The sequence below is a fragment of the Pseudomonas bananamidigenes genome, assembly GCF_001679645.1.
GTDB classification, from domain to species: domain Bacteria; phylum Pseudomonadota; class Gammaproteobacteria; order Pseudomonadales; family Pseudomonadaceae; genus Aquipseudomonas; species Aquipseudomonas bananamidigenes.
On sequence record NZ_LRUN01000023.1, the window covers coordinates 119830 to 141436 of the forward strand.

At 61.2% G+C, this 21607-nt stretch carries 20 protein-coding genes; 10 read left to right on the forward strand and 10 right to left on the reverse strand.

From position 1 onward, the window contains the following. Window positions 1-69: 69 nt before the first annotated feature. On the reverse strand, window positions 70-975 hold the full coding sequence (locus BBF94_RS09550) for a LysR family transcriptional regulator (RefSeq protein ID WP_065258795.1): 906 nt from the start codon (window positions 973-975) through the stop codon (window positions 70-72). A 162-nt stretch (window positions 976-1137) separates the two neighbouring features. On the opposite strand from BBF94_RS09550, the gene amaB reads away from it, so the two are divergent. From amaB to BBF94_RS09595, 9 genes are all read left to right on the forward strand, one after another. Then, window positions 1138-2628: an L-piperidine-6-carboxylate dehydrogenase gene (amaB, locus tag BBF94_RS09555; RefSeq protein WP_065258796.1), complete on the forward strand. Its 1491-nt coding sequence runs from the start codon at window positions 1138-1140 to the stop codon at window positions 2626-2628. A gap of 158 nt (window positions 2629-2786) precedes the next feature. After that, entirely contained in the window at window positions 2787-4070 is a 1284-nt protein-coding gene (amaA, locus tag BBF94_RS09560; protein WP_065258797.1) for an L-pipecolate oxidase, read from the forward strand. Window positions 4071-4433: 363 nt separating this feature from the next. Further along, window positions 4434-5567 (forward strand): ABC transporter substrate-binding protein, encoded by a 1134-nt coding sequence (locus BBF94_RS09565; protein ID WP_065258798.1) that lies wholly within the window; start codon window positions 4434-4436, stop codon window positions 5565-5567. 176 nt (window positions 5568-5743) lie between these two features. Next, entirely contained in the window at window positions 5744-6658 is a 915-nt protein-coding gene (locus tag BBF94_RS09570; protein WP_065258799.1) for an ABC transporter permease subunit, read from the forward strand. Window positions 6659-6661: 3 nt separating this feature from the next. Continuing rightward, window positions 6662-7963 carry a high-affinity branched-chain amino acid ABC transporter permease LivM gene (gene livM, locus BBF94_RS09575; RefSeq protein WP_065258800.1) on the forward strand — a complete coding sequence of 434 codons (1302 nt, stop codon included), beginning with the start codon at window positions 6662-6664 and terminating at the stop codon, window positions 7961-7963. Then, window positions 7960-8832 (forward strand): ATP-binding cassette domain-containing protein, encoded by an 873-nt coding sequence (locus BBF94_RS09580; RefSeq protein WP_065258801.1) that lies wholly within the window; start codon window positions 7960-7962, stop codon window positions 8830-8832. Before livM ends, BBF94_RS09580 begins: the two co-directional genes overlap by 4 nt. Continuing rightward, window positions 8829-9545 carry an ABC transporter ATP-binding protein gene (locus tag BBF94_RS09585; protein ID WP_065258802.1) on the forward strand — a complete coding sequence of 239 codons (717 nt, stop codon included), beginning with the start codon at window positions 8829-8831 and terminating at the stop codon, window positions 9543-9545. Before BBF94_RS09580 ends, BBF94_RS09585 begins: the two co-directional genes overlap by 4 nt. A gap of 755 nt (window positions 9546-10300) precedes the next feature. Then, window positions 10301-11065, forward strand: coding sequence for an SDR family oxidoreductase (locus BBF94_RS09590; RefSeq protein WP_065258803.1), 765 nt, complete (start codon window positions 10301-10303; stop codon window positions 11063-11065). Between the two features lie 129 nt (window positions 11066-11194). Further along, window positions 11195-12100, forward strand: coding sequence for a cation diffusion facilitator family transporter (locus BBF94_RS09595; protein WP_065258804.1), 906 nt, complete (start codon window positions 11195-11197; stop codon window positions 12098-12100). A gap of 30 nt (window positions 12101-12130) precedes the next feature. Here BBF94_RS09595 and BBF94_RS09600 read toward each other — a convergent pair whose 3' ends face one another. The 7 genes from BBF94_RS09600 to BBF94_RS09630 form a co-directional block, all read right to left on the reverse strand. Continuing rightward, window positions 12131-13264: an AGE family epimerase/isomerase gene (locus BBF94_RS09600; RefSeq protein ID WP_065258805.1), complete on the reverse strand. Its 1134-nt coding sequence runs from the start codon at window positions 13262-13264 to the stop codon at window positions 12131-12133. A gap of 199 nt (window positions 13265-13463) precedes the next feature. After that, entirely contained in the window at window positions 13464-14036 is a 573-nt protein-coding gene (locus BBF94_RS09605) for a HupE/UreJ family protein (RefSeq protein ID WP_065258806.1), read from the reverse strand. Window positions 14037-14063: 27 nt separating this feature from the next. Next, window positions 14064-14678, reverse strand: coding sequence for an urease accessory protein UreG (gene ureG / locus BBF94_RS09610; protein ID WP_007950645.1), 615 nt, complete (start codon window positions 14676-14678; stop codon window positions 14064-14066). A 23-nt stretch (window positions 14679-14701) separates the two neighbouring features. Further along, the gene (locus tag BBF94_RS09615; protein WP_065258807.1) at window positions 14702-15376 is read right to left on the reverse strand and encodes an urease accessory protein UreF; all 675 of its coding nucleotides are present in this window, start codon (window positions 15374-15376) and stop codon (window positions 14702-14704) included. Next, complete coding sequence (gene ureE, locus BBF94_RS09620; RefSeq protein ID WP_065258808.1) at window positions 15373-15873, reverse strand: urease accessory protein UreE; 501 nt, start codon at window positions 15871-15873, stop codon at window positions 15373-15375. Before ureE ends, BBF94_RS09615 begins: the two co-directional genes overlap by 4 nt. 276 nt (window positions 15874-16149) lie before the next feature. Continuing rightward, a complete protein-coding gene (locus BBF94_RS09625) occupies window positions 16150-16782 on the reverse strand; it encodes a TetR family transcriptional regulator (RefSeq protein ID WP_065258809.1) in 633 nt (210 codons plus the stop codon). A gap of 170 nt (window positions 16783-16952) precedes the next feature. Next, the gene (locus BBF94_RS09630; protein WP_065258810.1) at window positions 16953-17417 is read right to left on the reverse strand and encodes a hypothetical protein; all 465 of its coding nucleotides are present in this window, start codon (window positions 17415-17417) and stop codon (window positions 16953-16955) included. Window positions 17418-17792: 375 nt separating this feature from the next. On the opposite strand from BBF94_RS09630, the gene BBF94_RS09635 reads away from it, so the two are divergent. Further along, a complete protein-coding gene (locus BBF94_RS09635) occupies window positions 17793-19868 on the forward strand; it encodes an AsmA family protein (RefSeq protein ID WP_065258811.1) in 2076 nt (691 codons plus the stop codon). A 100-nt stretch (window positions 19869-19968) separates the two neighbouring features. Here BBF94_RS09635 and BBF94_RS09640 read toward each other — a convergent pair whose 3' ends face one another. Both BBF94_RS09640 and BBF94_RS09645 read right to left on the reverse strand, forming a co-directional pair. Then, complete coding sequence (locus tag BBF94_RS09640) at window positions 19969-20499, reverse strand: ferritin-like domain-containing protein (RefSeq protein WP_065258812.1); 531 nt, start codon at window positions 20497-20499, stop codon at window positions 19969-19971. Window positions 20500-20589: 90 nt separating this feature from the next. Then, entirely contained in the window at window positions 20590-21519 is a 930-nt protein-coding gene (locus BBF94_RS09645; RefSeq protein ID WP_176704439.1) for a LysR substrate-binding domain-containing protein, read from the reverse strand. Window positions 21520-21607 lie beyond the last annotated feature (88 nt).

Below are 21607 nucleotides of genomic sequence, written 5' to 3' on the forward strand. Positions count from 1 at the left end.
CAATCAATGGCGCTAGTGGCGCATATCCGGGGTGTGGATTGCCAGCGATTTTTATCTCGGCAGCGGCCCTCAGACCGCGTCAGGACTGTCGATCTGCTCCAGCATCCACTTCACGAAATCCCGCACCTTGGGTACTTCTGCCGCATGTTCCGGGTACGCCAGGTAATACGCATCGCTGCTGGGCATTGCATGCTGCCAGGGAATGACCAGTTTGCCGTCGGCCAATTCCTCTTCCACCAGAAACCTCGGCAGCAGGGCGACGCCACAGCCGACCTGCGCGGCGCGGATGCACATGTAGAAGGTCTCGAAGCGCGGGCCGTGGTAGCTGTGTTCGGTCTGGCAGCCCTGGCTGTCGAACCAGTCGTGCCACGCTTGCGGGCGGGAAGCATTTTGCAGCAGGACCAGATCGGTGAGTTGCGTTGGATCAGTCAACGGCCTCTGCGGCAGGCTGCCCGGCGCGCACACGGGAACCAGTTCTTCGCCGAACAGCTTCAGGCACTCGGTGCCGGGGCGAGAACCCTGGCCGAAATAGAACGCCAGGTCGCTGCGCCCTTGCAGCAGGTCATCGGCTTCCTGCTCGTTGCACAGGTCCAGGTGAATCGACGGGTGGCGCAGACGCCAGCCCTTGAGGCGCGGCACCAGCCAGCGGGCACCGAAGGTGGACGGTGTGGAAACGCGCAGGACTTCGGTCTCACCGCCGTAGGAACGCAGGTAATGGGTCGACATCTCGACCTGGGTCAGGATTTTTCTGACTTCCACCAGGTACAGATCGCCAGCCGGGGTCATCTGCAAACGGCGGCGGACCCGACGGAACAACAAGTGCTGCAGCAATTCCTCAAGTTGCGCCACCTGCTTGCTGACGGCGCTCTGGGTCAGGTTCAGTTCCTCGGCGGCCCGGGTGAAACTCAGGTGCCGGGTCACGGCCTCGAAGCACTGCAACGCGGTAATCGACGGCAAGTGGCGTTTGTTCAGCATGGGCGATCCTTTTTCTTGTCTTTCTGCGCAGCATGAATAAACGGAATGATATCTCGCGTAAAGGTCGTTTGTTGCCTGGCGTTCCTGAAGCTACAACTAAAGGCCTGCCCGGGCGTGAAGACGCGTCCGCACACATTCAGTTTTCTGCTTGAGGAGTGACCCATGGTTGCCGCATTGCTTGATCGTCTTGGTGTGAACCCGGCCCTGTACCAGAACGGCAAAGTGCCGGTGCATTCGCCCATCGACGGCAGCCGCATCGGCGCCGTGAACTGGGAAGGCCCGGCCGAAGTCGAGCAGCACATCAGTCGCGCAGATCATGCGTTCGAACACTGGCGCAAGGTACCGGCCCCGCGTCGCGGCGAACTGGTGCGTCAGTTCGGCGAAGTCCTGCGCGAATACAAGGCCGACCTTGGCGAACTGGTGTCGTGGGAAGCGGGCAAGATCACCCAGGAAGGTCTGGGTGAAGTGCAGGAGATGATCGACATCTGCGACTTCGCCGTCGGCCTGTCGCGACAGTTGTACGGTTTGACCATTGCCTCCGAGCGCCCTGGCCACCACATGCGTGAAACCTGGCATCCGCTGGGCGTGGTCGGCGTGATCAGTGCGTTCAACTTCCCGGTCGCGGTGTGGGCGTGGAACACCACGCTGGCGCTGGTCTGCGGCAACCCGGTGGTGTGGAAGCCGTCGGAAAAAACGCCGCTGACCGCGCTGGCCTGTCAGGCGTTGTTCGAGCGCGTACTGAAGAATTTCAGCGATGCCCCGGCGCACTTGAGCCAGGTGATCATCGGCGGCCGCGATGCCGGCGAAGCGCTGGTAGATGACCCGCGTGTCGCGCTGATCAGCGCCACCGGCAGCACCCGCATGGGCCGCGAAGTGGCACCGAAAGTCGCCGCACGCTTCGCCCGCAGCATCCTCGAACTGGGCGGCAACAACGCCATGATCCTCGGCCCGAGCGCCGATCTGGACATGGCCGTGCGCGCCATCCTGTTCAGCGCCGTCGGTACCGCCGGCCAGCGTTGCACCACGTTGCGTCGGCTGATCGCCCATGAATCGGTGAAAGAAGAAATCATCACCCGCCTCAAGGCCGCCTATTCCAAAGTCCGCATCGGTCACCCGCTGGAAGGCAACCTGATCGGCCCGCTGATCGACAAGCACAGCTTCGAAAACATGCAGGACGCGCTGGAGCAGGCGCTGAGCGAGGGCGGCCGGGTGTTCGGCGGCAAGCGCCAGTTGGAAGACCAATTCCCCAACGCCTACTACGTGTCGCCGGCCATCGTTGAAATGCCGGAGCAAAGCGACGTGGTGTGCAGCGAAACCTTCGCACCGATCCTGTACGTGGTCGGTTACACCGATTTCGATGAGGCGCTGCGCCTGAACAACGCCGTGCCGCAAGGCCTGTCGTCGTGCATCTTCACCACCGATGTGCGCGAGGCCGAGAAATTCATGTCGGCAGTCGGCAGCGACTGCGGCATCGCCAACGTCAACATCGGGCCGAGCGGTGCGGAAATCGGCGGTGCATTCGGTGGCGAGAAGGAAACGGGCGGCGGTCGCGAGTCCGGCTCCGATGCATGGCGTGCTTATATGCGCCGGCAGACCAATACCGTGAACTACTCGCTGGAGTTGCCGCTGGCGCAGGGCATTACGTTCGACTGATCCTTTCGGTCAAGTGGAGATCCCCTTGTGGGAGCGGGCTTGCCCGCGAAAGCGTAAGGTCAGTTGATATAGATGTTGGCTGAAACACCGCTTTCGCGAGCAAGCTCGCTCCCACAGGTTCAGCTGTGTGTTTGGCAGGTTTCTGTTGGAGTCTGGCAATGCCGTTACGCGAAGAATGTCTGTGGGAAAAGCTCACGCCGCAACGACCGGATAACACGGCGCTCAGGGGCGAGGTCAAAGTCGATGTCTGCGTGATCGGTGCCGGGTTTACCGGGCTGTCGGCGGCGCTGCATCTGTTGGAAAAGGGTAAAAGCGTCTGCGTGCTCGAAGCCCATCGCGCCGGTCAGGGCGGGTCGGGACGCAACGTCGGGCTGGTCAACGCCGGGATGTGGATCCCGCCGGACGAGATCGAGGCCGGGTTCGGCGAGGCGGTCGGCAGCCAGCTCAACCGCATGCTCGGTGCGGCACCGGCGCTGGTGTTCAGCCTTGTGGATAAATACAACATCGATTGCCAGTTGCGCCGCGAAGGCACCCTGCACATGGCGCATAACGCCAAGGGTGAGGCGGATCTGCGCAGTCGCGAAGAACAGTGGAAACGCCGCGGTGCACCGGTCGAACTGCTGACCGGAAAAGCCTGCGAACAAGCGACCGGCACGAAAAAGATAGCGGCTGCGCTACTGGATCGGCGGGCCGGTACGCTCAATCCGATGGCTTACGTCACCGGGCTGGCGAAAGCGGTGGCAGGGCTTGGTGGCCGGATGTTCGACCATTCGCCGGTCACCCGCCTTGAACGCCAGGGCCAGCAGTGGTCGGTGCAGACCGGGCAGGGTTCGGTGCTCGCCGAACAAGTGGTGATCGCATCCAACGCCTACACCGAAGGTGACTGGACCGAACTCAAGCGCAACTTCTTCCCCGGTTACTACTATCAGGTCGCTTCGGTGCCGCTCACCGAAGATGCGGCTCAGGAAATCCTTCCGGGCGGGCAGGGCTCGTGGGATACCCGCCAGGTGTTGAGCAGCATCCGCCGTGACAAGGAAGGGCGCTTGCTGCTGGGCAGCCTGGGTAACGGCAATCAGAAACCGATCTGGTTTCTCAAGGCCTGGGCCGACCGGGTGCAGCAGCACTATTTCCCCAACCTCAAGCCCGTGGAATGGGAATGCACCTGGACCGGGCGCATCGCGTTCACCCCCGATCATCTGATGCGCCTGTTCGAACCTGCGCCGGGACTGGTGGCCGTCACCGGTTACAACGGTCGTGGCGTGACCACCGGTACGGTGGTCGGCAAGGCCTTCGCCGATTATCTGTGTAACGGAAATCCTCAGGCGTTGCCGATTCCCTTTGCACCGATGCAGCCCCTTGCAGGCGCGGGCTTGCGCAGTTGCCTGTACGAGGCCGGGTTCTCGCTGTATCACGCGGGCCAGTGCCTGCGCATCGTCATTTGAATGTTGAATTTTGTTGCGCAAAGCGGCGCTTTTTAACGCAGCGACTAGCCTGTAATGGTGCGGGTTGTAGCAGTCCCGCACCAGCAGTGTGCAGTTCGGTGACGCGGGCTGTTACAGGCTGGTTGCACGTTGATTGGCGCCGCGGTTGCAATGATGGCGCGTGCGGGTTGCGCCTGAAAAGACAGTTGGTTTCACCTTCCGCGGTTTAGACGGTTGCACGCCCAATGAAAATGGGAACGAAACAGTCGAAAAAGCAAGAAAGCAGCGACTTTTTGAAGAATAAAAAACCGATGGCACGGCCCTTGCTCTGAGCAATCCAGTGAAGTCGCAGTGCCAACTAAAAAAACCTTGGAGCACCACCTCATGTCCCAGACGTTTTACAAGAAAGGCTTTCTGGCCCTCGCAGTCGCTACTGCGCTGGGTGTTTCTGCGTTTGCACAAGCTGATGTGAAAATCGGTGTGGCGGGTCCCATGACCGGCGCCAACGCGGCATTTGGCGAGCAGTACATGAAGGGGGCGCAAGCGGCGGCCGATGCGGTCAACGCGGCGGGCGGCGTCAACGGGGAGAAAATCGTGCTGGTCAAGGGCGATGACGCCTGCGAACCGAAACAGGCGGTGACGGTCGCCAAGGACCTCACCAACCAGAAAGTCGCCGGTGTGGTCGGCCACTTCTGCTCGTCCTCCACCATTCCTGCGTCGGAGATCTACGACGAGGCCGGCATCATCGCGATCACGCCGGGCTCCACCAACCCGCAGGTGACCGAGCGCGGTCTGAGCGCCATGTTCCGCATGTGCGGACGTGACGACCAGCAGGGCATCGTCGCCGGCGACTACATCGTCGACGTGCTCAAGGGCAAGAAGGTGGCCGTGCTGCACGACAAGGACACCTACGGTCAGGGCCTGGCCGATGCGACCAAGGCACAGCTGGAAAAACGCGGCGTGAAACCGGTGCTGTACGAAGGCCTGACCCGTGGCGAGAAAGACTTCAGCGCCGTGGTCACCAAGATCCGCGCGGCCGGTGCCGACGTGGTCTACTTCGGCGGCCTGCATCCCGAAGCCGGTCCGCTGGTCAAGCAACTGCGCACCGAAGGCCTGAAAGACGTGAAGTTCATGTCTGACGACGGCATCGTGACCGACGAACTGGTGACCACCGCCGGTGGCCCGCAATACGTCGACGGCGTGCTGATGACCTTCGGCGCCGACCCGCGCCTGCTGCCTGACAGCAAGACCGTGGTCGAGCAGTTCCGCAAGTCCGGCACCGAGCCTGAAGGCTACACCCTGTACGCCTACGCCTCGATCCAGGCCCTGGCCGCCGGCTTCAACGGCGCCAAGTCCAACAAGGGCGAAGACGCTGCCAAATGGCTGAAAGCCAACCCTGTGAAAACCGTGATGGGCGAGAAGACCTGGGACGCCAAGGGCGACCTTAAAGTCTCCGACTACGTGGTTTACCAGTGGGACAAGGACGGCAAATATCACCAGCTGGAAAAGCAGAAGTAAGGGCTGACGCGATCAGTTGATCCCACTCATCCCATGTGGGAGCGAGCTTGCTCCCACAGGATTCTGTGGTGGTCGGGCTGACTGCGCTCTGACATTGCTCCGACGTAAATCTGTATTTTTCCTAGAAGAACCGCGCGCCACGGTGCGCGCAGGTTCTCACTGCGTGAGATTGCGTTATGGATGGTATTTTCCTGCAGCAACTGGTCAACGGCCTGACCCTCGGGTCGGTCTATGGCCTGATCGCCATCGGCTACACAATGGTCTACGGCATCATCGGCATGATCAACTTCGCCCACGGCGAGGTTTACATGATTTCCGCTTACCTCGCGGCAATCAGTCTGGCTCTGCTGGCTTACTTCGGTATCGAATCCTTCCCGCTGCTGATGCTCGGCACCCTGGTCTTCACCATCGTCGTCACGGGGGTGTATGGCTGGGTCATCGAACGCATCGCCTACAAACCACTGCGCAACTCCACCCGACTGGCGCCGCTGATCAGCGCCATCGGTATCTCCCTGATCCTGCAAAACTATGCCCAGATCAGTCAGGGCGCCCGCCAGCAAGGTGTTCCGACGCTGCTCACCGGCGCCTGGCGCATCGACGTCGGCTCGGGCTTCGTCCAGCTGACCTACACCAAAGTCTTCATTCTCGTGGCCGCATTCATCGGCATGGGGTTGCTGACCTATGTGATCAAGTACACCAAGCTCGGCCGCATGTGCCGCGCCACCCAGCAGGACCGCAAGATGGCCTCGATCCTGGGGATCAACACCGACCGGGTGATTTCCTACGTGTTCATCATCGGTGCGGCGATGGCGGCCCTGGCCGGCGTGCTGATCACCATGAACTACGGCACGTTCGACTTCTACGCAGGCTTCGTCATCGGCATCAAGGCGTTTACCGCCGCGGTGCTCGGCGGGATCGGCTCGCTGCCCGGCGCCATGCTCGGCGGGATCATCCTCGGGATCTCCGAGTCGCTGTTCTCGGGTCTGGTCAACTCCGACTACAAAGACGTGTTCAGCTTCTCGCTGCTCGTACTTGTTCTGGTCTTCCGGCCTCAGGGCCTGCTGGGCCGTCCTCTTGTGTCGAAGGTGTAAGCGATGTCTTCAACCACTGCAAAATCCATTGATGTCAAAAAAAGCCTGGTTGAGGCGATTCTCGCCGGTCTGATCGCCCTGATCGTGTTCGGGCCGATCGTCGGCGTGGTACTCGACGGCTACAGCTTCAACCTCGAACCCACCCGCGTGGCGTGGATCATTGCCATCGTCATGGCGGGGCGGTTTTTCCTGAGCCTGTTCCTGCAGACGCCCAGGGGCCTGAAAATTCTCGAAGGATTCGAGAGCACCGGCTCCGGCGTGCATGTGCTGCCACCGGACTACAAGTCGCGCCTGCGCTGGATCATCCCGGTGATGATCGCCATCGCCGTGGCGCTGCCGTTCTTCTCCAATTCCTACCTGCTGGGCGTGGTCATCCTCGGGTTGATCTACGTGCTGCTGGGGCTGGGGCTGAACATCGTGGTCGGTCTGGCCGGTCTGCTCGACCTGGGTTACGTGGCGTTCTACGCCATTGGCGCCTACGGTCTGGCGCTCGGTTATCAGTACCTCGGTCTGGGCTTCTGGACAGTGCTGCCATTGGCAGCCATCACCGCTGGCCTGGCCGGTTGCATCCTCGGTTTTCCGGTGCTGCGCCTGCACGGCGACTACCTGGCGATCGTGACCCTGGGCTTCGGTGAAATCATTCGCCTGGTGCTCAACAACTGGTTGTCCCTGACCGGCGGCCCGAACGGCATGCCGGCGCCACTGCCGACCTTCTTCGGTCTGGAATTCGGCAAGCGGGCGAAGGATGGCGGGGTACCGTTCCACGAGTTCTTCGGCATCGCCTACAACCCGGACGTGAAGTACTACTTCATTTATACGGTGTTGTTCCTGGTGGTACTGGCCGTGCTGTACATCAAGCATCGTCTGGTGAAAATGCCGGTCGGCCGTGCCTGGGAAGCCCTGCGTGAAGACGAGATCGCCTGTCGTTCGATGGGGCTGAACCACGTACTGGTCAAACTCTCGGCGTTCACCATCGGCGCCTCCACGGCAGGTCTGGCGGGTGTGTTTTTCGCCACCTATCAAGGTTTCGTCAACCCGACCTCGTTCACCTTCTTCGAATCGGCGCTGATCCTCGCCATCGTCGTGCTCGGCGGCATGGGCTCGACCATCGGCGTGGTGATCGCCGCGTTCGTGCTGACGGTTGCCCCGGAACTGTTGCGCAGCTTTGCCGAATATCGCGTGCTGCTGTTCGGCATTCTGATGGTGTTGATGATGATCTGGCGACCTCGCGGACTGATCCGCATCAGCCGTACCGGGGTCACTCCACGCAAAGGTGCCATTCACTATGAGAGGGCTGCGCCATGAGTGAAGTCGTACTCTCTGTTGAAAAACTGATGATGCACTTCGGTGGCATCAAGGCCTTGAGCGACGTCAGCCTGAAGGTCAAACGCAACTCGATCTTCGCCCTGATCGGCCCCAACGGCGCCGGCAAGACCACGGTGTTCAACTGCCTGACCGGGTTCTACAAGGCCTCCGGCGGCAAGATCGAACTCAACGTGCGCGGTCAGCAGACCAACGTCATCAAACTGCTGGGCGAGTCGTTCAAGCCGACCGACTTCGTCTCGCCGAAGAACTTCGCCAGTCGCCTGTACTACAAGATGTTTGGCGGTACTCACCTGGTGAACCGTGCGGGCCTGGCCCGGACCTTCCAGAACATTCGTCTGTTCAAGGAAATGTCGGTGCTGGAAAACCTGCTGGTGGCCCAGCACATGTGGGTCAATCGCAACATGCTGGCCGGCATCCTCAACACCAAGGGCTATCGCAAGGCCGAAAGCGATGCACTGGACTGCGCGTTCTACTGGCTGGAAGTGGTGGATCTGGTGGACTGCGCCAACCGTCTGGCCGGTGAGCTGTCCTACGGCCAGCAGCGTCGTCTGGAGATCGCCCGGGCCATGTGCACGCGGCCGCAGATCATCTGCCTCGACGAACCGGCCGCCGGCCTCAACCCTCAGGAAACCGAAGCGCTGAGCGCGATGATCCGGCTGCTGCGCGACGAGCACGATCTGACCGTAGTGCTGATCGAACACGACATGGGCATGGTCATGAGCATTTCCGATCACATCGTGGTTCTGGACCACGGCATTGTCATCGCCGAGGGCGGTCCGGACGATATCCGCCACGATCCGAAAGTGATTGCGGCTTATCTGGGCGCCGATGAAGAGGAAGTCGTATGACGCAACCGATCCTCGAACTCAAGGAACTGGACGTGTTCTACGGCCCGATCCAGGCCCTCAAAGGCGTCTCGCTGCAGATCAACGAAGGGGAAACCGTCAGCCTGATCGGCTCCAACGGCGCCGGCAAGTCGACCCTGCTGATGTCGATCTTCGGCCAGCCCCGGGCGGCGGGCGGGCAGATCCTCTATCAGGGCGTGGACATCACCCACAAGTCATCGCACTACATCGCCTCCAACGGCATCGCGCAGTCGCCGGAAGGGCGGCGGGTGTTCCCCGACATGACCGTCGAGGAAAACCTGCTGATGGGCACCATCCCGATTGGCGACAAATATGCGAAGGAGGACATGCAGCGCATGTTCGAGCTGTTTCCACGGCTCGAGGAGCGCCGCAATCAGCGTGCAATGACCATGTCCGGCGGTGAGCAGCAGATGCTCGCCATCGCCCGGGCGCTGATGAGCCGACCGAAGTTGCTGCTGCTGGATGAACCGAGCCTGGGGCTGGCGCCGATCGTGGTGAAACAGATCTTCGCCACTCTGCGGGAACTGGCGAAAACCGGCATGACCATTTTCCTCGTCGAGCAGAACGCCAACCATGCGTTGAAACTGTCCGACCGGGCGTATGTGATGGTCAACGGCGAGATTCGCCTCAGTGGCACCGGTCAGGAACTGCTGGTGAACGAGGAGGTGCGTAACGCCTATCTCGGCGGGCACTGAGTCAAAGGTTCTCCACAGAAAACAAAGCCCCGGGACACCCGTCCCGGGGCTTTTTTGTATCCAGAATCCATCACGATCCAGACCATTCCCGAAATTGTGGAAAACAAAATCCGGAACCTGCCAAAGCGCGACATATAGACGCTGCAAATGGCTGTTTTTCCACCGTTTTGACTTGTCCCCGGTTGCTGTGGAGCCGGCTGTGAATAACGTGGGAGTAGCTGGCTGAAAGCCTTTAAAGACGTGCTGTTCAGGCGATAGGTCGTTTTTTGAACAGGCCATTTGCCGGTTGCGGTCCGCCGTTTTGTCAACCTTTTTATGGTCGCGGAAGAACACGGTGTCGCCTGTGTGCAAGCCTGTGGATAAGTCTGTGATCAAACTCTGGAAAGACTGCGCAGAGGGCCGTGATTGCTGGCCTCGGGCAATCAGGCTGGTGACCGGTCGGTCGTGCAGAATGCCTTGCCCGGCACAATCGGCGGATCCGGGTCAAGCGAAATACTTTGCCTTCGTCGCGCAAAGCCTTGTGTGGCGCGGCTTTGCGCTTTTTCACTTGCCCCCGGAAACTGTGGAAGGGCATGTGGATAACATGCGGGCATGTGGCTACAGGCCACGTCAGACAAGGCGTTGAGAAGGTTGATTAAATTCTGAGCAGAAATGTATGCCGGTCGACGGTTGCTCGTGAATGCCGGGCCGGGCATGCTGCCTGCTGATTTTCTATTCCAATGGCTGCCCCGGGTAGCCGAAGCAAGGAGAACACGATGTCCAACACCCTGTTTATCACCGGCGCGACGTCCGGTTTTGGTGAAGCCTGTGCCCGTCGTTTTGCCGAGGCCGGCTGGAAACTGGTGCTGACCGGTCGTCGTGAAGAACGTCTCAACGCGCTGTGCGCCGAGCTGTCGAAGCAGACCGAAGTGCATGGCCTGGTGCTGGACGTGCGTGATCGCAAGGCAATGGAGGAGGCGATTGCCAACCTGCCGCCGTCGTTCGCCAAACTGCGCGGCCTGATCAACAACGCAGGTCTCGCGCTGGGTGTGGACCCTGCACCGAAGTGCGACCTCGACGATTGGGACACCATGGTCGACACCAACGTCAAAGGCCTGATGTACAGCACTCGCCTGTTGCTGCCGCGTCTGATCGCCCATGGTCGCGGCGCCGGCATCGTCAACCTCGGTTCCATCGCCGGCAACTACCCGTACCCCGGCAGCCACGTTTATGGCGCGACCAAGGCGTTCGTCAAACAGTTCTCGCTGAACCTGCGCTGCGATCTGCAGGGCACCGGTGTTCGCGTGAGCAACATCGAACCGGGTCTGTGCGAGAGCGAGTTCTCGCTGGTGCGCTTCGGCGGTGACCAGGCGCGTTATGACGCGACTTACGCCGGCGCCGAGCCGATCCAGCCGCAGGACATCGCCGAGACGATTTTCTGGGTGCTCAATACCCCGGCGCACATCAACATCAACAGCCTGGAACTGATGCCGGTGAGCCAGACCTGGGCGGGTTTTGCCATCGAGCGTAACAAGGTCTGATACGTTTTTGCCCTCTTCGCCAGCAGCCGGCGAAGAGGGCAAAACGGCCAGAGTCCGGCACTAAGGTAGACTCATTCCTCAACAACCCCACCGCACCCTGCGGTTTTCAAGGTGTTTCGAGGAGTCAAAGTGAGTAACCGAGGTGAGCAGTCGCTGCTCAAACAATCGACCCTTCTGATGCTGGCCGTGTCGATCGCCGGGATCGTCACCGGTTTTGTTTCAGGTTCCCAGTCCATCCTGTTCGATGGCTTTTTTTCGCTGATTGCCACGTTCATCAAAGTCCTGATGCTGATCACGGCGAAGCTGATCGCCAAGCAAAGCAACCAGCGCTTCCAGTTCGGTTTCTGGCACCTGGAGCCGATGGTGCTGCTGATCGAAGGCAGTTTTCTGCTGCTGATCGCCATCTACGCGTTTCTCAACGGCGTGTTCGGCATCGTCAACGGCGGTCGTGAAATCGAGCTGGGGCTGGTGATCATCTACGCCGCTGTGTTTACCGTCGTCGAGTTCGCCTACTTCTTCTACGTGCGGCACCTCAATCGCCGGCTCAAGTCGAGTCTGATCCAGTTCGACAACATCAGCTGGCTGGTGGACGCGATGCTGTCGGTGGGCCTGTTGATCAGCTTCCTGGCGGCGCTGCTGCTCAAGTCCCGGGGCTATGGCGAGTGGACGAAGTTTGTCGACCCGCTGATTCTCATCGTACTGGCCCTGACCATGCTGCCGCCGGCCTTCAAGATCCTCGGCCCGGCGCTGCGTGATGTGCTCGGCATTGCGCCGGACACGCTGGATGAGCAGGTACGCGAAGTGATGGAGGCCGCGAAGGTCGAGCATGGCTTCGACGATTATGTGTCCTACGTGCAGAAGCACGGTCGGGCGCGATTCATCGAGATTCATGTGGTGTTGCCGACGGATTACCGGTTGCAGAGCGTCGGCCAGCTGGATGTGCTGCGCGAGTGGATTTCCGCGAAGCTGGGCAAACCGGATGCGGCGCGCTGGCTGACCATCAGCTTTACCGGTGACAGGAAGTGGATTGCCTGACTGTGGCGAGCGAGCTTGCTCGCCACAGTGTCAGCTCAGATAGTCGGCAAGGCTGCGATAGCAGGTCGCCAGGTGATACGGCGTGGTCGACGGCATGTCCTTGCGGCTGACCTCGCCCTGTTCATCACGGCATTCATGCCAGCCGCCGGCATGCAGGAAACGCTGCTGCAACGCCTGCAATTGGCGCAGCACGGCGGCTTCGCTGCCCGGACGCAACGTCAGGGCGCGCAGATATTCGGCCTGGGCCCAGATGCGCTGGGTCGAATCTTTCGGTCGCCCGTCCAGATTCAGGTCGAGCATGGCGCGAACGGCACCGGACGTCCGCACCACGCCGTATTGCTCGGTGAAGGCAAACGCCCGGTCCAGCGCGGCATGCAGTTTCGAACCGCGCAGCAGCGGCGAGGACGCCAGCAGGAAGTACCACTCGAATTGATGACCCGGCTCGTACCAGTTATCCACAGCCCCCAGCGGTTTTTCCATCAGCACACCGGCCTGCGGATCGACGAAGTGCTTGTGCATGGCTGTGCATAACTCGCTCAGCGCCTGCTTGACCGGCGCATCTTCGCGCACGGCCAGCGTGGCCAGAAATGCTTCGGCCAGGTGCATCAGCGGGTTCTGCAACGGGCCGGTTTCCAGCGTGTTCCAGTCGCGGTCGAGGCAGGCTTCGTAGAGACCGTCGCCGGTGGCGAAACGTCGGCCGATGATTTCCAGCGCTGCATTGAGGGTCGATTCGACCAACGGCTCGCGAGACTTTTCCCAGTAATGAGCGCAGGCGAACAGGATGAACGCGTGGGTGTAGAGGTCCTTGCGCTGATCCAGCGGTTTGCCCTGGGGATCGATGCTGTAGAACCAGCCGCCGTGCTCGGCATCGTGGAAGTGCCGTTGCAGGGAGCGGAACAGCGCGGCCGCCCTTACTTCGGCGTTATCCACAATTCCGATCAGGCTGGAAAACAGATACAGCTGCCGTGCGCAGGCCATGGCCCGATAGCGCTGCGGCGGCAACGGCTGATGCGCGGCGTCCAGCGCCTCGTAAGGCAACGCCATGTCGGCGTTCCAGCCAGGTCCTTGCCAGAGGGGCACGATCACGTTCAGGAAATGCTGATGCACTTCACCGAACAGGGTGGTCAATTCAGGCAGGGAGGTGGAGCGGGAAGCGTGGGGCATGGGCGGACGTCGTCACGGCTGGGGCGATTGCGCGACATGGTAGCAGAGAGACCGGCCTTGGAGACGCAGTGTCTGTCAGTCCGCCTTCGCGAGCAGGCTCGCTCCCACACGGATCACGCCGAACACAATATTTGTGAGCAACACAGAACAACTGTGGGAGCGAGCCTGCTTGCGAAGAGGCCAGTTCAAGCGATAGAAATCAGCCGGTCAGCAACCACGCGCCCGTCACCGCCGAAGCCGCTCCGGCCAGTCGAACCAGCGGCGCGGCAGCCTGAGGCAGAAAGCGCACGACGGCATAACCGGCCGCATGCAGGGCAGCTGTCGCGACCACGAAACCGGCGGCATACGCCCATGGGCTCGACATGTCCGGCAACTCCAGGCCATGGGCCACGCCATGGAACAGCGCAAACAGCGCCGTTGCGGCCACTGCCATCACCAGTGGCGGACGCACCGCCAGCGCCACCGCCAGGCCCAGCGCCAGCACCGACGCGGCAATCCCGCCTTCCAGCGCCGGCAATTCCAGCCCTTCAAAACCGAGCATCCCGCCGATCAGCATGGTGCCGACAAAAGTGCACGGCAGCGCCCAGCGCGCCGCGCCCTGCTGCTGCGCGGCCCACAGACCGACGGCCACCATCGCCAGCAAATGGTCGAGGCCGCCGATCGGGTGGCTGATGCCGGCCACCAGACCCGAATCGCCGTGGCCTGGGTGGGCGAAGGCCAGGGCCGGTGTCAGCAGCAGTGCGATGGCGCCGAGAATGCGTTTGAGTGTCATGGATAAGCTTCCTTGTTGATCAGTGATTCAGGCTGCCGTCAGCAGGCCCTGACGTTCGATGAAGGCGATGATGTCTTCCAGGCCCTGCCCGGTTTTCTGGTTGCTGAACACGAACGGCTTGCCGTTGCGCATGCGCTGGGTGTCGCTGTTCATCATCTCCAGCGAGGCGCCGACCAGCGGCGCGAGGTCGATCTTGTTGATCACCAGCAGGTCGGATTTGCAGATCCCGGGCCCGCCCTTGCGCGGCAGCTTGTCGCCGGCCGAAACGTCGATCACGTAAATGGTCAGGTCGGACAGTTCCGGGCTGAAGGTCGCGGAGAGGTTGTCGCCACCTGACTCCACCAGAATCAGGTCCAGCCCCGGGAAACGCCGGTTCAGTTGATCCACGGCTTCGAGATTGATCGAGGCGTCCTCGCGAATCGCGGTGTGCGGGCAGCCGCCGGTTTCCACGCCGATGATGCGCTCCGGTGCCAGCGCTTCGTTGCGCACCAGAAAGTCGGCGTCTTCGCGGGTGTAGATGTCGTTGGTCACAACGGCCAGGTTGTAGCGCTCGCGCAGCGCCAGACACAGGGCCAGGGTCAACGCGGTTTTACCGGAACCGACCGGGCCGCCGATGCCGACGCGCAAGGGTTGTGTGTTCATGTGATTCTCCAGACTGAAAGGCCCTAGGAACGGAACAGGCGGCTGTACTGGCGCTCATGGGCCATGCACGCCAGGGACAGACCGAACGCGGCGCTGCCGAGGTGTTCGGGATTGATTCGGGTGGCGTCCTGCTGCGCCTGTTGCAGCAGCGGCAGCAGTTCGCTGGTCAGGCGCTGGGCGGCTTGCTGGCCCAGCGGCAGGGTTTTCATCAGCACGGCGAGCTGGTTTTCCAGCCAGCTCCACAGCCACGCGGCGAGGGCGTCCTGCGGGCTGATCTGCCAGGCGCGGGCGGCCAGTGCCCAGCACAGGGCCAGATGAGGTTCGTCGCAGTCTTCGAGAAAGTCCCGCGCGGCCTGATCAGGTTCGGGCAAGCCATTGAGCAATTGCTGCAACGAATAACCCATCTGCCGGCTCTCCAGATGCAGTTCGCGGGTTTCGCGGCTGGCGCGATGTCGCTCGCAGATACGCAGCAGCTCATCCCAGTTTTCATCCGCCGCCGCCTGGCAATGGGCAAGCAGCAGCGGTGCTTCGAACCGTGCAAGGTTGAGCAGCAATTGATCGCTGATCCAGCGCCGGGCGCTGTCCGGGTTGTTCACCCGGCCGTTGTCCACCGCCATCTCCAGCCCCTGGGAATAGCTGTACCCGCCAATCGGCAGCTGCGGACTGGCCAGGCGCAGCAGCGCCCAGGCCGGGTTCACAAACGGACGCCGAACTGGTGGAGTTTCGGCGCGTAGTTGAAGTCTTCGTCGCCGTGACGCGAATGGTGATGGCCACCGCCGTAGGCGCCGTGTTCCGGCTGGAACGGCGCTTCGATGGATTCAACCTGCGCGCCCAGTTGTTCGAGCATGGCCTTGAGCACGTAATCGTCGAGCAGACGCAGCCAGCCATCACCGACTTGCAGTGCGACATGGCGATTGCCCAGGTGATAGGCCGCGCGGGTCAGTTCGTAGGCGTTGGCGCAGGTGACGTGCAGCAGTTGTTCGGAGCGGGCGCAGACCCGGACGATCCGGCCATCTTCGGCTTGCAGGCATTCGCCGTCATGCAGCGGCGGTTGACCACGCTCCAGAAACAGCCCGACGTCTTCGCCTTCGGCACTGAAACAGCGCAGGCGGCTTTTGCTCCTGGCCTCGAAGGTCAGGTGCAATTCGGCGGCCCAGAGGGGTTGAGGGTCGATTCGGCGGTGAATCACCAGCATCGGAAAGCTTCCTGCCATTGACAATGCTCAGGCTAGAGCAAGGGGCTTGCCAACCGGACGATATGTAGGAAAACCCTGTCGGAGCGTAGCGGATGTTTCAAGATGTTGCAGGATTGTGAGGCGTTTTGGTGCGTGAAGTTTTTTACATGCACCAAACAGGAGCCAGTGTGGGGGCGAGCTTGCTCGCGATGGCGTCCGCCCGGTCATTCTGAGTTGACTGATACACCGCTATCGCGAGCAAGCTCGCTCCCACAGGGGATTGGGGCTGGAGAGGAACTACTCGGTACTCCCGAGTCCTTGCCAATGCTTGAGCCCGATAAAGATGAAGCGCAGCTGCTGGGTCATCTTCGCCTGCGGCGTCAAATGCTCGGGCAGGGCTTCGGACGGCGGGTCGATGATGTCCGGCAGGGTGGCGAACACCGATTTGACGATCAGGTCGGCCATCACGCTCAAGCCTTCGCGATTGAGGTGTTGCAGCTTGGGCATCAAGGCCAGGTCCGCCGCGAGGTCGGAACTGATGTCCTCGCGCAGGCGGCCGATGGCCTGACGCACCGGCAACGATCCGCCGTACTGCTCGCGGGCCAGGAACAGAAACTGCGAACGGTTGGCGCTGACCACGTCGAGGAAGATCCGCACCGAGGCATCGATGATTCCGCCCATGACGAATTCGTTATGGCGGACCAGGCGAATAGTTTCGCGGAAGGTCTGGCCGACTTCGCTGACCAGTACCAGGCCCAGTTCATCCATATCGGCGAAATGCCGGTAGAAACCGGTGGGCACGATACCGGCGGTTTTCGTCACTTCACGCAGGCTCAGGCTGCCGAATCCTCGGCCGCTTTCCATCAGGTGGCGGGCAGCGTCCATCAGGGCGTTGCGGGTCTGTTGTTTCTGTTCGGCGCGGGGCAGCATCGCAAGGGTGTGTTCTTAGGCAAGACAAGCGCCGCACTCTAGCAAATCGGCTTTGTCGGCGTCGAACGGCAGCGGGGATACAGCGAGGTTTTGCGACTTCTTCATACCGGCTCCTGAAAAGTCAAAAGCCCAATCCGGGGATTGGGCTTTTTTTCCAGGCCGCCACGGGCTTAGCTCAAGGCGCTGTTGCGTTCGATCACGCGGTCACCACCACCTTCGGCCAGGGTTTGACCTTGTGGGGTTTTGTCGTAGCCGTCAGCTGCAAGGGTCTGACCTTGAGGGGTCTTGTCGTAGCCATCGGAAGCCAGGGTCTGACCTTGTGGAGTCTTGTCGTAGCCGTCCTGAACCAGACCTTTCTCTTCCAGACGATCACGGCCGCCTTCAGCTAAGGTTTGACCTTGTGGGGTCTTGTCATAGCCATCTTGAACCAGACCTTTTTCTTCCAGGCGGTTACGACCGTTTTCAGCCAGGGTCTGGCCTTGTGGCGTGCGGTCCGAGCCGTCAGCAGCAACGGTCTGGCTGAACACCGAGTGGCTGGATTTCACTTGCGGAGTAGCCTGGTCGGCGGCTGGCAGAGCGAAAGCGGTGCTGGCCAGCATCGAGAGGGCAAGACTGAACAGAATTTGGCGTTTCATGATGGGTTGCTCCTTGGGAGGGCGATAAAGTGGGTACGAAGCCAATGCTACTCTCGATAAGTCGATATAAAAGTTCATAAACACAATGGTAATAATCAACAGAATTGATTGTTCGCTTGGGAGGCTCTAGCTCGGGCGTTTCAGGCGAACGGTTTTGCACCGGAGTGGGTATTTTCCACCCACTTTTGCCTCACAAAAGTGCGGGGGCGGTAACGTCGACTCGACCGATCGGTCAGCATGGCGAGCGTTTTTTGGCCTTGATGGGGCTTTCGATTAAACCTGCGGGCTGTTTGCCAGTCGTAGACTTCATGAGGGCCTGGCAAGGCCCGTCGTTCAAGCGGTGTCGATCCGCCGTCGTTTTCAGGAGCTTTGTGCATGACGCGCAGCCGTAAAATTTTCGCCTGGACCTTCGCCACCTTCCTGCTGTTGCTGGCGGTGCTGGTCCTGATCCTCGTGTTCTTCGACTGGAACCGGATCAAACCGCCGCTCAATGCCAAAGTTTCGGAAGAATTGCATCGGCCGTTCGCCATCAACGGCAACCTTGCCGTGGTCTGGCAGCGCGAGCCGGACGAGGGCGGCTGGCGCGCCTGGGTGCCGTGGCCGCATGTGGTGGCCGAAGACCTGACGCTGGGCAATCCGGACTGGTCGAAACAGCCGCAGATGGCCACCCTCAAACGGGTCGAGCTGCGCATTTCGCCGCTGGCATTGCTGGCGCAGCGGGTGACGATCCCGCGGATCGACCTGACCGAACCCGACGCGCAATTGCAGCGTCTGGCCGATGGCCGCGCCAACTGGACCTTCAAATTCGATCCCAAGGACCCGAATGCAGAACCCTCTAACTGGGTGGTGGACATTGGTGCCATCGGATTCGACAAGGGTCATGTCACCCTGGATGACCAGACCCTCAAGACTCGTCTCGATCTGTTGATCGATCCACTGGGCAAGCCGATTCCTTTCAGCGATATCGTTGGCGACAAAGCGGCGAAAACCGCATTGGAGAAGGGTGGTGCGCCGCAGGATTATGCGTTCGCGCTGAAAGTCTCCGGCCAGTACCACGGGCAAAAGCTCGCCGGCCAAGGCAAGATCGGCGGTCTGTTGGCCTTGCAGGATGCGGCGAAACCGTTCCCGTTGCAGGCGCAGGCGAAAATCGGCGATACCAGCATCGAGCTGGCCGGCACGCTGACCGATCCGTTGAACCTCGGCGCGCTCGACCTGCGCCTGAAACTGGCGGGTGCCAGCCTCGGCAATCTCTATCCACTGACCGGCGTGACCCTGCCGGACACGCCGCCGTATTCCACCGACGGTCATCTGATCGCCAAGCTGCATGAGCCGGACGGCGCGCAGTTCCGCTACGAACAGTTCAACGGCAAGATCGGCGGCAGCGACATTCACGGCGACCTGGCCTACGTCGCCAGTCAGCCACGACCCAGACTCAGCGGGGCGTTGCTGTCCAATCAACTGCTGTTCGCCGACCTCGCGCCGCTGATTGGCGCGGATTCCAATGACAAGCAAAAGGCCCGTGGTGGCGAGAGCAAGCAACCGGCGGACAAGGTTCTGCCGGTGGAGGAGTTCAAGACTGACCGCTGGCGAGCGATGGATGCCGACGTCGAGTTCACCGGCAAGCGCATCGTCCACAGCGAGAAACTGCCGTTCACCGACCTGTATACGCACCTCAAACTCAATGACGGCGAGCTGAGCCTTGAGCCGCTGCGCTTTGGCGTCGCCGGCGGCAATCTCGATGCGCAGATCCGCCTCAACGGACGCACCGAGCCACTGGAAGGCCGGGCGAAACTGACCGCGCGCAAGTTCAAGCTCAAGCAGCTGTTCCCGACCTTCGAACCGATGAAGACCAGTTTCGGCGAGCTCAACGGCGATGCCGACATCAGCGGGCGCGGCAACTCGGTGGCCAAGTTGCTTGGGGGCGCCAACGGCAACCTGAAGATGCTGATCAACGATGGCGCCATCAGCCGTGAGTTGATGGAACTGGCGGGGCTCAATGTCGGCAACTACGTGGTCGGCAAAGTCTTTGGCGACAAGGAAGTGAAGATCAACTGCGCGGCGGCGGACTTCGATATCAAGACCGGCCTGGCGACGACGCGACTGTTCGTGTTCGATACCGAGAACGCCATTGTCTACATCGACGGCACGGCAAACATGGCCACCGAACAACTGGATCTGACGGTGACTCCGGAGTCCAAGGGCTGGCGTCTGATTTCTCTGCGTTCGCCTTTGTACGTACGCGGCAAGTTCATCAAGCCGGATGCCGGGGTCAAAGCGGTGCCGCTGATGCTGCGTGGTGCCGGCATGGTGGCGCTGGGCGTGATAGCCGCGCCGGCGGCGGGGTTGCTGGCGCTGGTGGCGCCGAGCGGTGGCGAACCGAACCAGTGCGCGCCGTTGCTGGAACAGATGAAGGCGGGCAAGGCGCCTGTCACGGTGAAACCTGCGAAATGATCGGTGATTGACAGGGCCTCTTCGCGAGCAGGCTCGCTCCCACTGGAATGCATTTCAAGTGTGGGAGCGAGCCTGCTCGCGAAGGCGATTTTCGCCAGAATTACAGGTCTTTCAGGATGTCCGCCATATCATCGGCATGCTCTTCTTCCTGAGCCAGGATGTCTTCGAAGATCCGGCGCGTGGTCGGATCCTTTTCACCGATGTACTGGATGATCTCGCGATAGCTGTCGATGGCGATCCGTTCGGCCACCAGGTCTTCGTAGACCATCTCCTTCAGGGTTTTGCCCGCCACGTATTGCGCGTGGGACAGCTTCGACAGCAGGTCCGGATTGAATTCGGGCTCGCCACCCAGTTGCACGATGCGCTCGGCGAGGCGGTCGGCGTGATCCGCTTCCTGTGTGGCGTGCTCGAGAAATTCGTCGGCGGCGACGTTGGCTTTCAGGCCGTTGGCCATGAAGTAGTGACGCTTGTAGCGCAATACACAGACCAGTTCGGTGGCCAGCGATTCATTGAGCAGGCGCAGCACTTCTTCACGATTGGCGCTGTAGCTTTCGGTCACCGCGCCGTTTTCGACGTGTTGTCGTGCGCGCTCGCGCAGGGTTTGAACATCAGACAGAGGCAGGTCGCTCATTTCAGTCTCCTGGAGGCTAATCCGGTGGGCGCCACGTTCGGCCGACGTGATCGCTACTCAGGTTGTGAGTGATGCGAGCGGCAAAAAGTTTTATGTATTTTTCGCGGATCTCGGCGACAGCCCGGACAACTGCGCCTCTTCCTGCAACCAGGCGAAGAATGCCCGCACCGGCGGATGCCGCTCGCGCCCCGGCACGCACAGCGCGCTGTAGCCCGCGCCATCGACCTGCACCTCACCTTTGTACGGCACCAGCAAGCCGCTGGCGACGCTCTCCGACACCAGAATATTGCTCGCCAGCACCAGCCCTTGCCCGGCGATGGCCGCCTGCAGGGCGTAATGTTCTTCGTCGTATTCGCGGACGGCCGGGTGCTGATTCAGCCAGTGTTCTCCCGACTGCGCGCACCAGGCTTCCCAGCCGTGGGCGTACAGCTTCGAGTTATGCCAGCGCACGCTGATCAGCGTCGGAGTGCGACGGGCGGCCAGCGCCACTTGTTCCGGCGAGCCGTAGACGCCGAACGATTCATCGAACAGGCACAAGCCGTACAGGTTCGGGTAATCGTCGAGGCTGTAGCGCAATACCAGATCGACGCTGGCGTCCTGATGCAGGTCGATCACTTCGCAATGGGTGTCCAGCCGCACGTTGATGTTCGGGTGTTTCGCGTAGAACCGACCCAGTCGCGGCACCAGCCACAGTGCGGCGAACGCCGCGGTGGTCGACAATGTCAGGCTGCTGCCGCTGCGCTGCGGGCGCAGGGTGTCGACGCTTTGCGCCACTTCCAGCAGCGCGCCGTGCAGGCTGCGGAACAGCCGCTCGCCGCCCTCGGTCAGGCGCACCTGGCGCGGCAGGCGCTCGAACAGCGCCACGCCGAGCCAGTCTTCCAGCGAACGGATCTGATGGGAAATCGCCGTCGGCGTCACCGCGAGTTCTTCGGCGGCCGCCTTGAAGCTCAACAGGCGTGAAGCGGATTCGAACGCGCGCAGGGCGGTCAGTGGCAGTGAAGCGAACATGGAAAACTCCATGGATGAAATGGATTCATCCAGAATGATTTTTGCTCATTTGAGGTGAAGAGATGATGCCTGCAATATGGCGTCATGCAGTCAATCAAGT

Bases quoted from the DNA above. Each gene is read 5' to 3' on its own strand.
- BBF94_RS09565 (WP_065258798.1), top strand. From the start codon at position 4,434: ATGTCCCAGACGTTTTACAAGAAAGGCTTTCTGGCCCTCGCAGTCGCT.
- BBF94_RS09645 (WP_176704439.1), bottom strand. From the start codon at position 21,519: ATGGAGTTTTCCATGTTCGCTTCACTGCCACTGACCGCCCTGCGCGCG.
- amaB (WP_065258796.1), top strand. From the start codon at position 1,138: ATGGTTGCCGCATTGCTTGATCGTCTTGGTGTGAACCCGGCCCTGTAC.
- livM (WP_065258800.1), top strand. From the start codon at position 6,662: ATGTCTTCAACCACTGCAAAATCCATTGATGTCAAAAAAAGCCTGGTT.
- BBF94_RS09590 (WP_065258803.1), top strand. From the start codon at position 10,301: ATGTCCAACACCCTGTTTATCACCGGCGCGACGTCCGGTTTTGGTGAA.
- BBF94_RS09630 (WP_065258810.1), bottom strand. From the start codon at position 17,417: ATGAAACGCCAAATTCTGTTCAGTCTTGCCCTCTCGATGCTGGCCAGC.
- BBF94_RS09570 (WP_065258799.1), top strand. From the start codon at position 5,744: ATGGATGGTATTTTCCTGCAGCAACTGGTCAACGGCCTGACCCTCGGG.
- BBF94_RS09585 (WP_065258802.1), top strand. From the start codon at position 8,829: ATGACGCAACCGATCCTCGAACTCAAGGAACTGGACGTGTTCTACGGC.
- ureE (WP_065258808.1), bottom strand. From the start codon at position 15,873: ATGCTGGTGATTCACCGCCGAATCGACCCTCAACCCCTCTGGGCCGCC.
- BBF94_RS09550 (WP_065258795.1), bottom strand. From the start codon at position 975: ATGCTGAACAAACGCCACTTGCCGTCGATTACCGCGTTGCAGTGCTTC.
- amaA (WP_065258797.1), top strand. From the start codon at position 2,787: ATGCCGTTACGCGAAGAATGTCTGTGGGAAAAGCTCACGCCGCAACGA.
- BBF94_RS09605 (WP_065258806.1), bottom strand. From the start codon at position 14,036: ATGACACTCAAACGCATTCTCGGCGCCATCGCACTGCTGCTGACACCG.
- BBF94_RS09635 (WP_065258811.1), top strand. From the start codon at position 17,793: ATGACGCGCAGCCGTAAAATTTTCGCCTGGACCTTCGCCACCTTCCTG.
- BBF94_RS09600 (WP_065258805.1), bottom strand. From the start codon at position 13,264: ATGCCCCACGCTTCCCGCTCCACCTCCCTGCCTGAATTGACCACCCTG.
- BBF94_RS09580 (WP_065258801.1), top strand. From the start codon at position 7,960: ATGAGTGAAGTCGTACTCTCTGTTGAAAAACTGATGATGCACTTCGGT.
- BBF94_RS09640 (WP_065258812.1), bottom strand. From the start codon at position 20,499: ATGAGCGACCTGCCTCTGTCTGATGTTCAAACCCTGCGCGAGCGCGCA.
- BBF94_RS09625 (WP_065258809.1), bottom strand. From the start codon at position 16,782: ATGCTGCCCCGCGCCGAACAGAAACAACAGACCCGCAACGCCCTGATG.
- ureG (WP_007950645.1), bottom strand. From the start codon at position 14,678: ATGAACACACAACCCTTGCGCGTCGGCATCGGCGGCCCGGTCGGTTCC.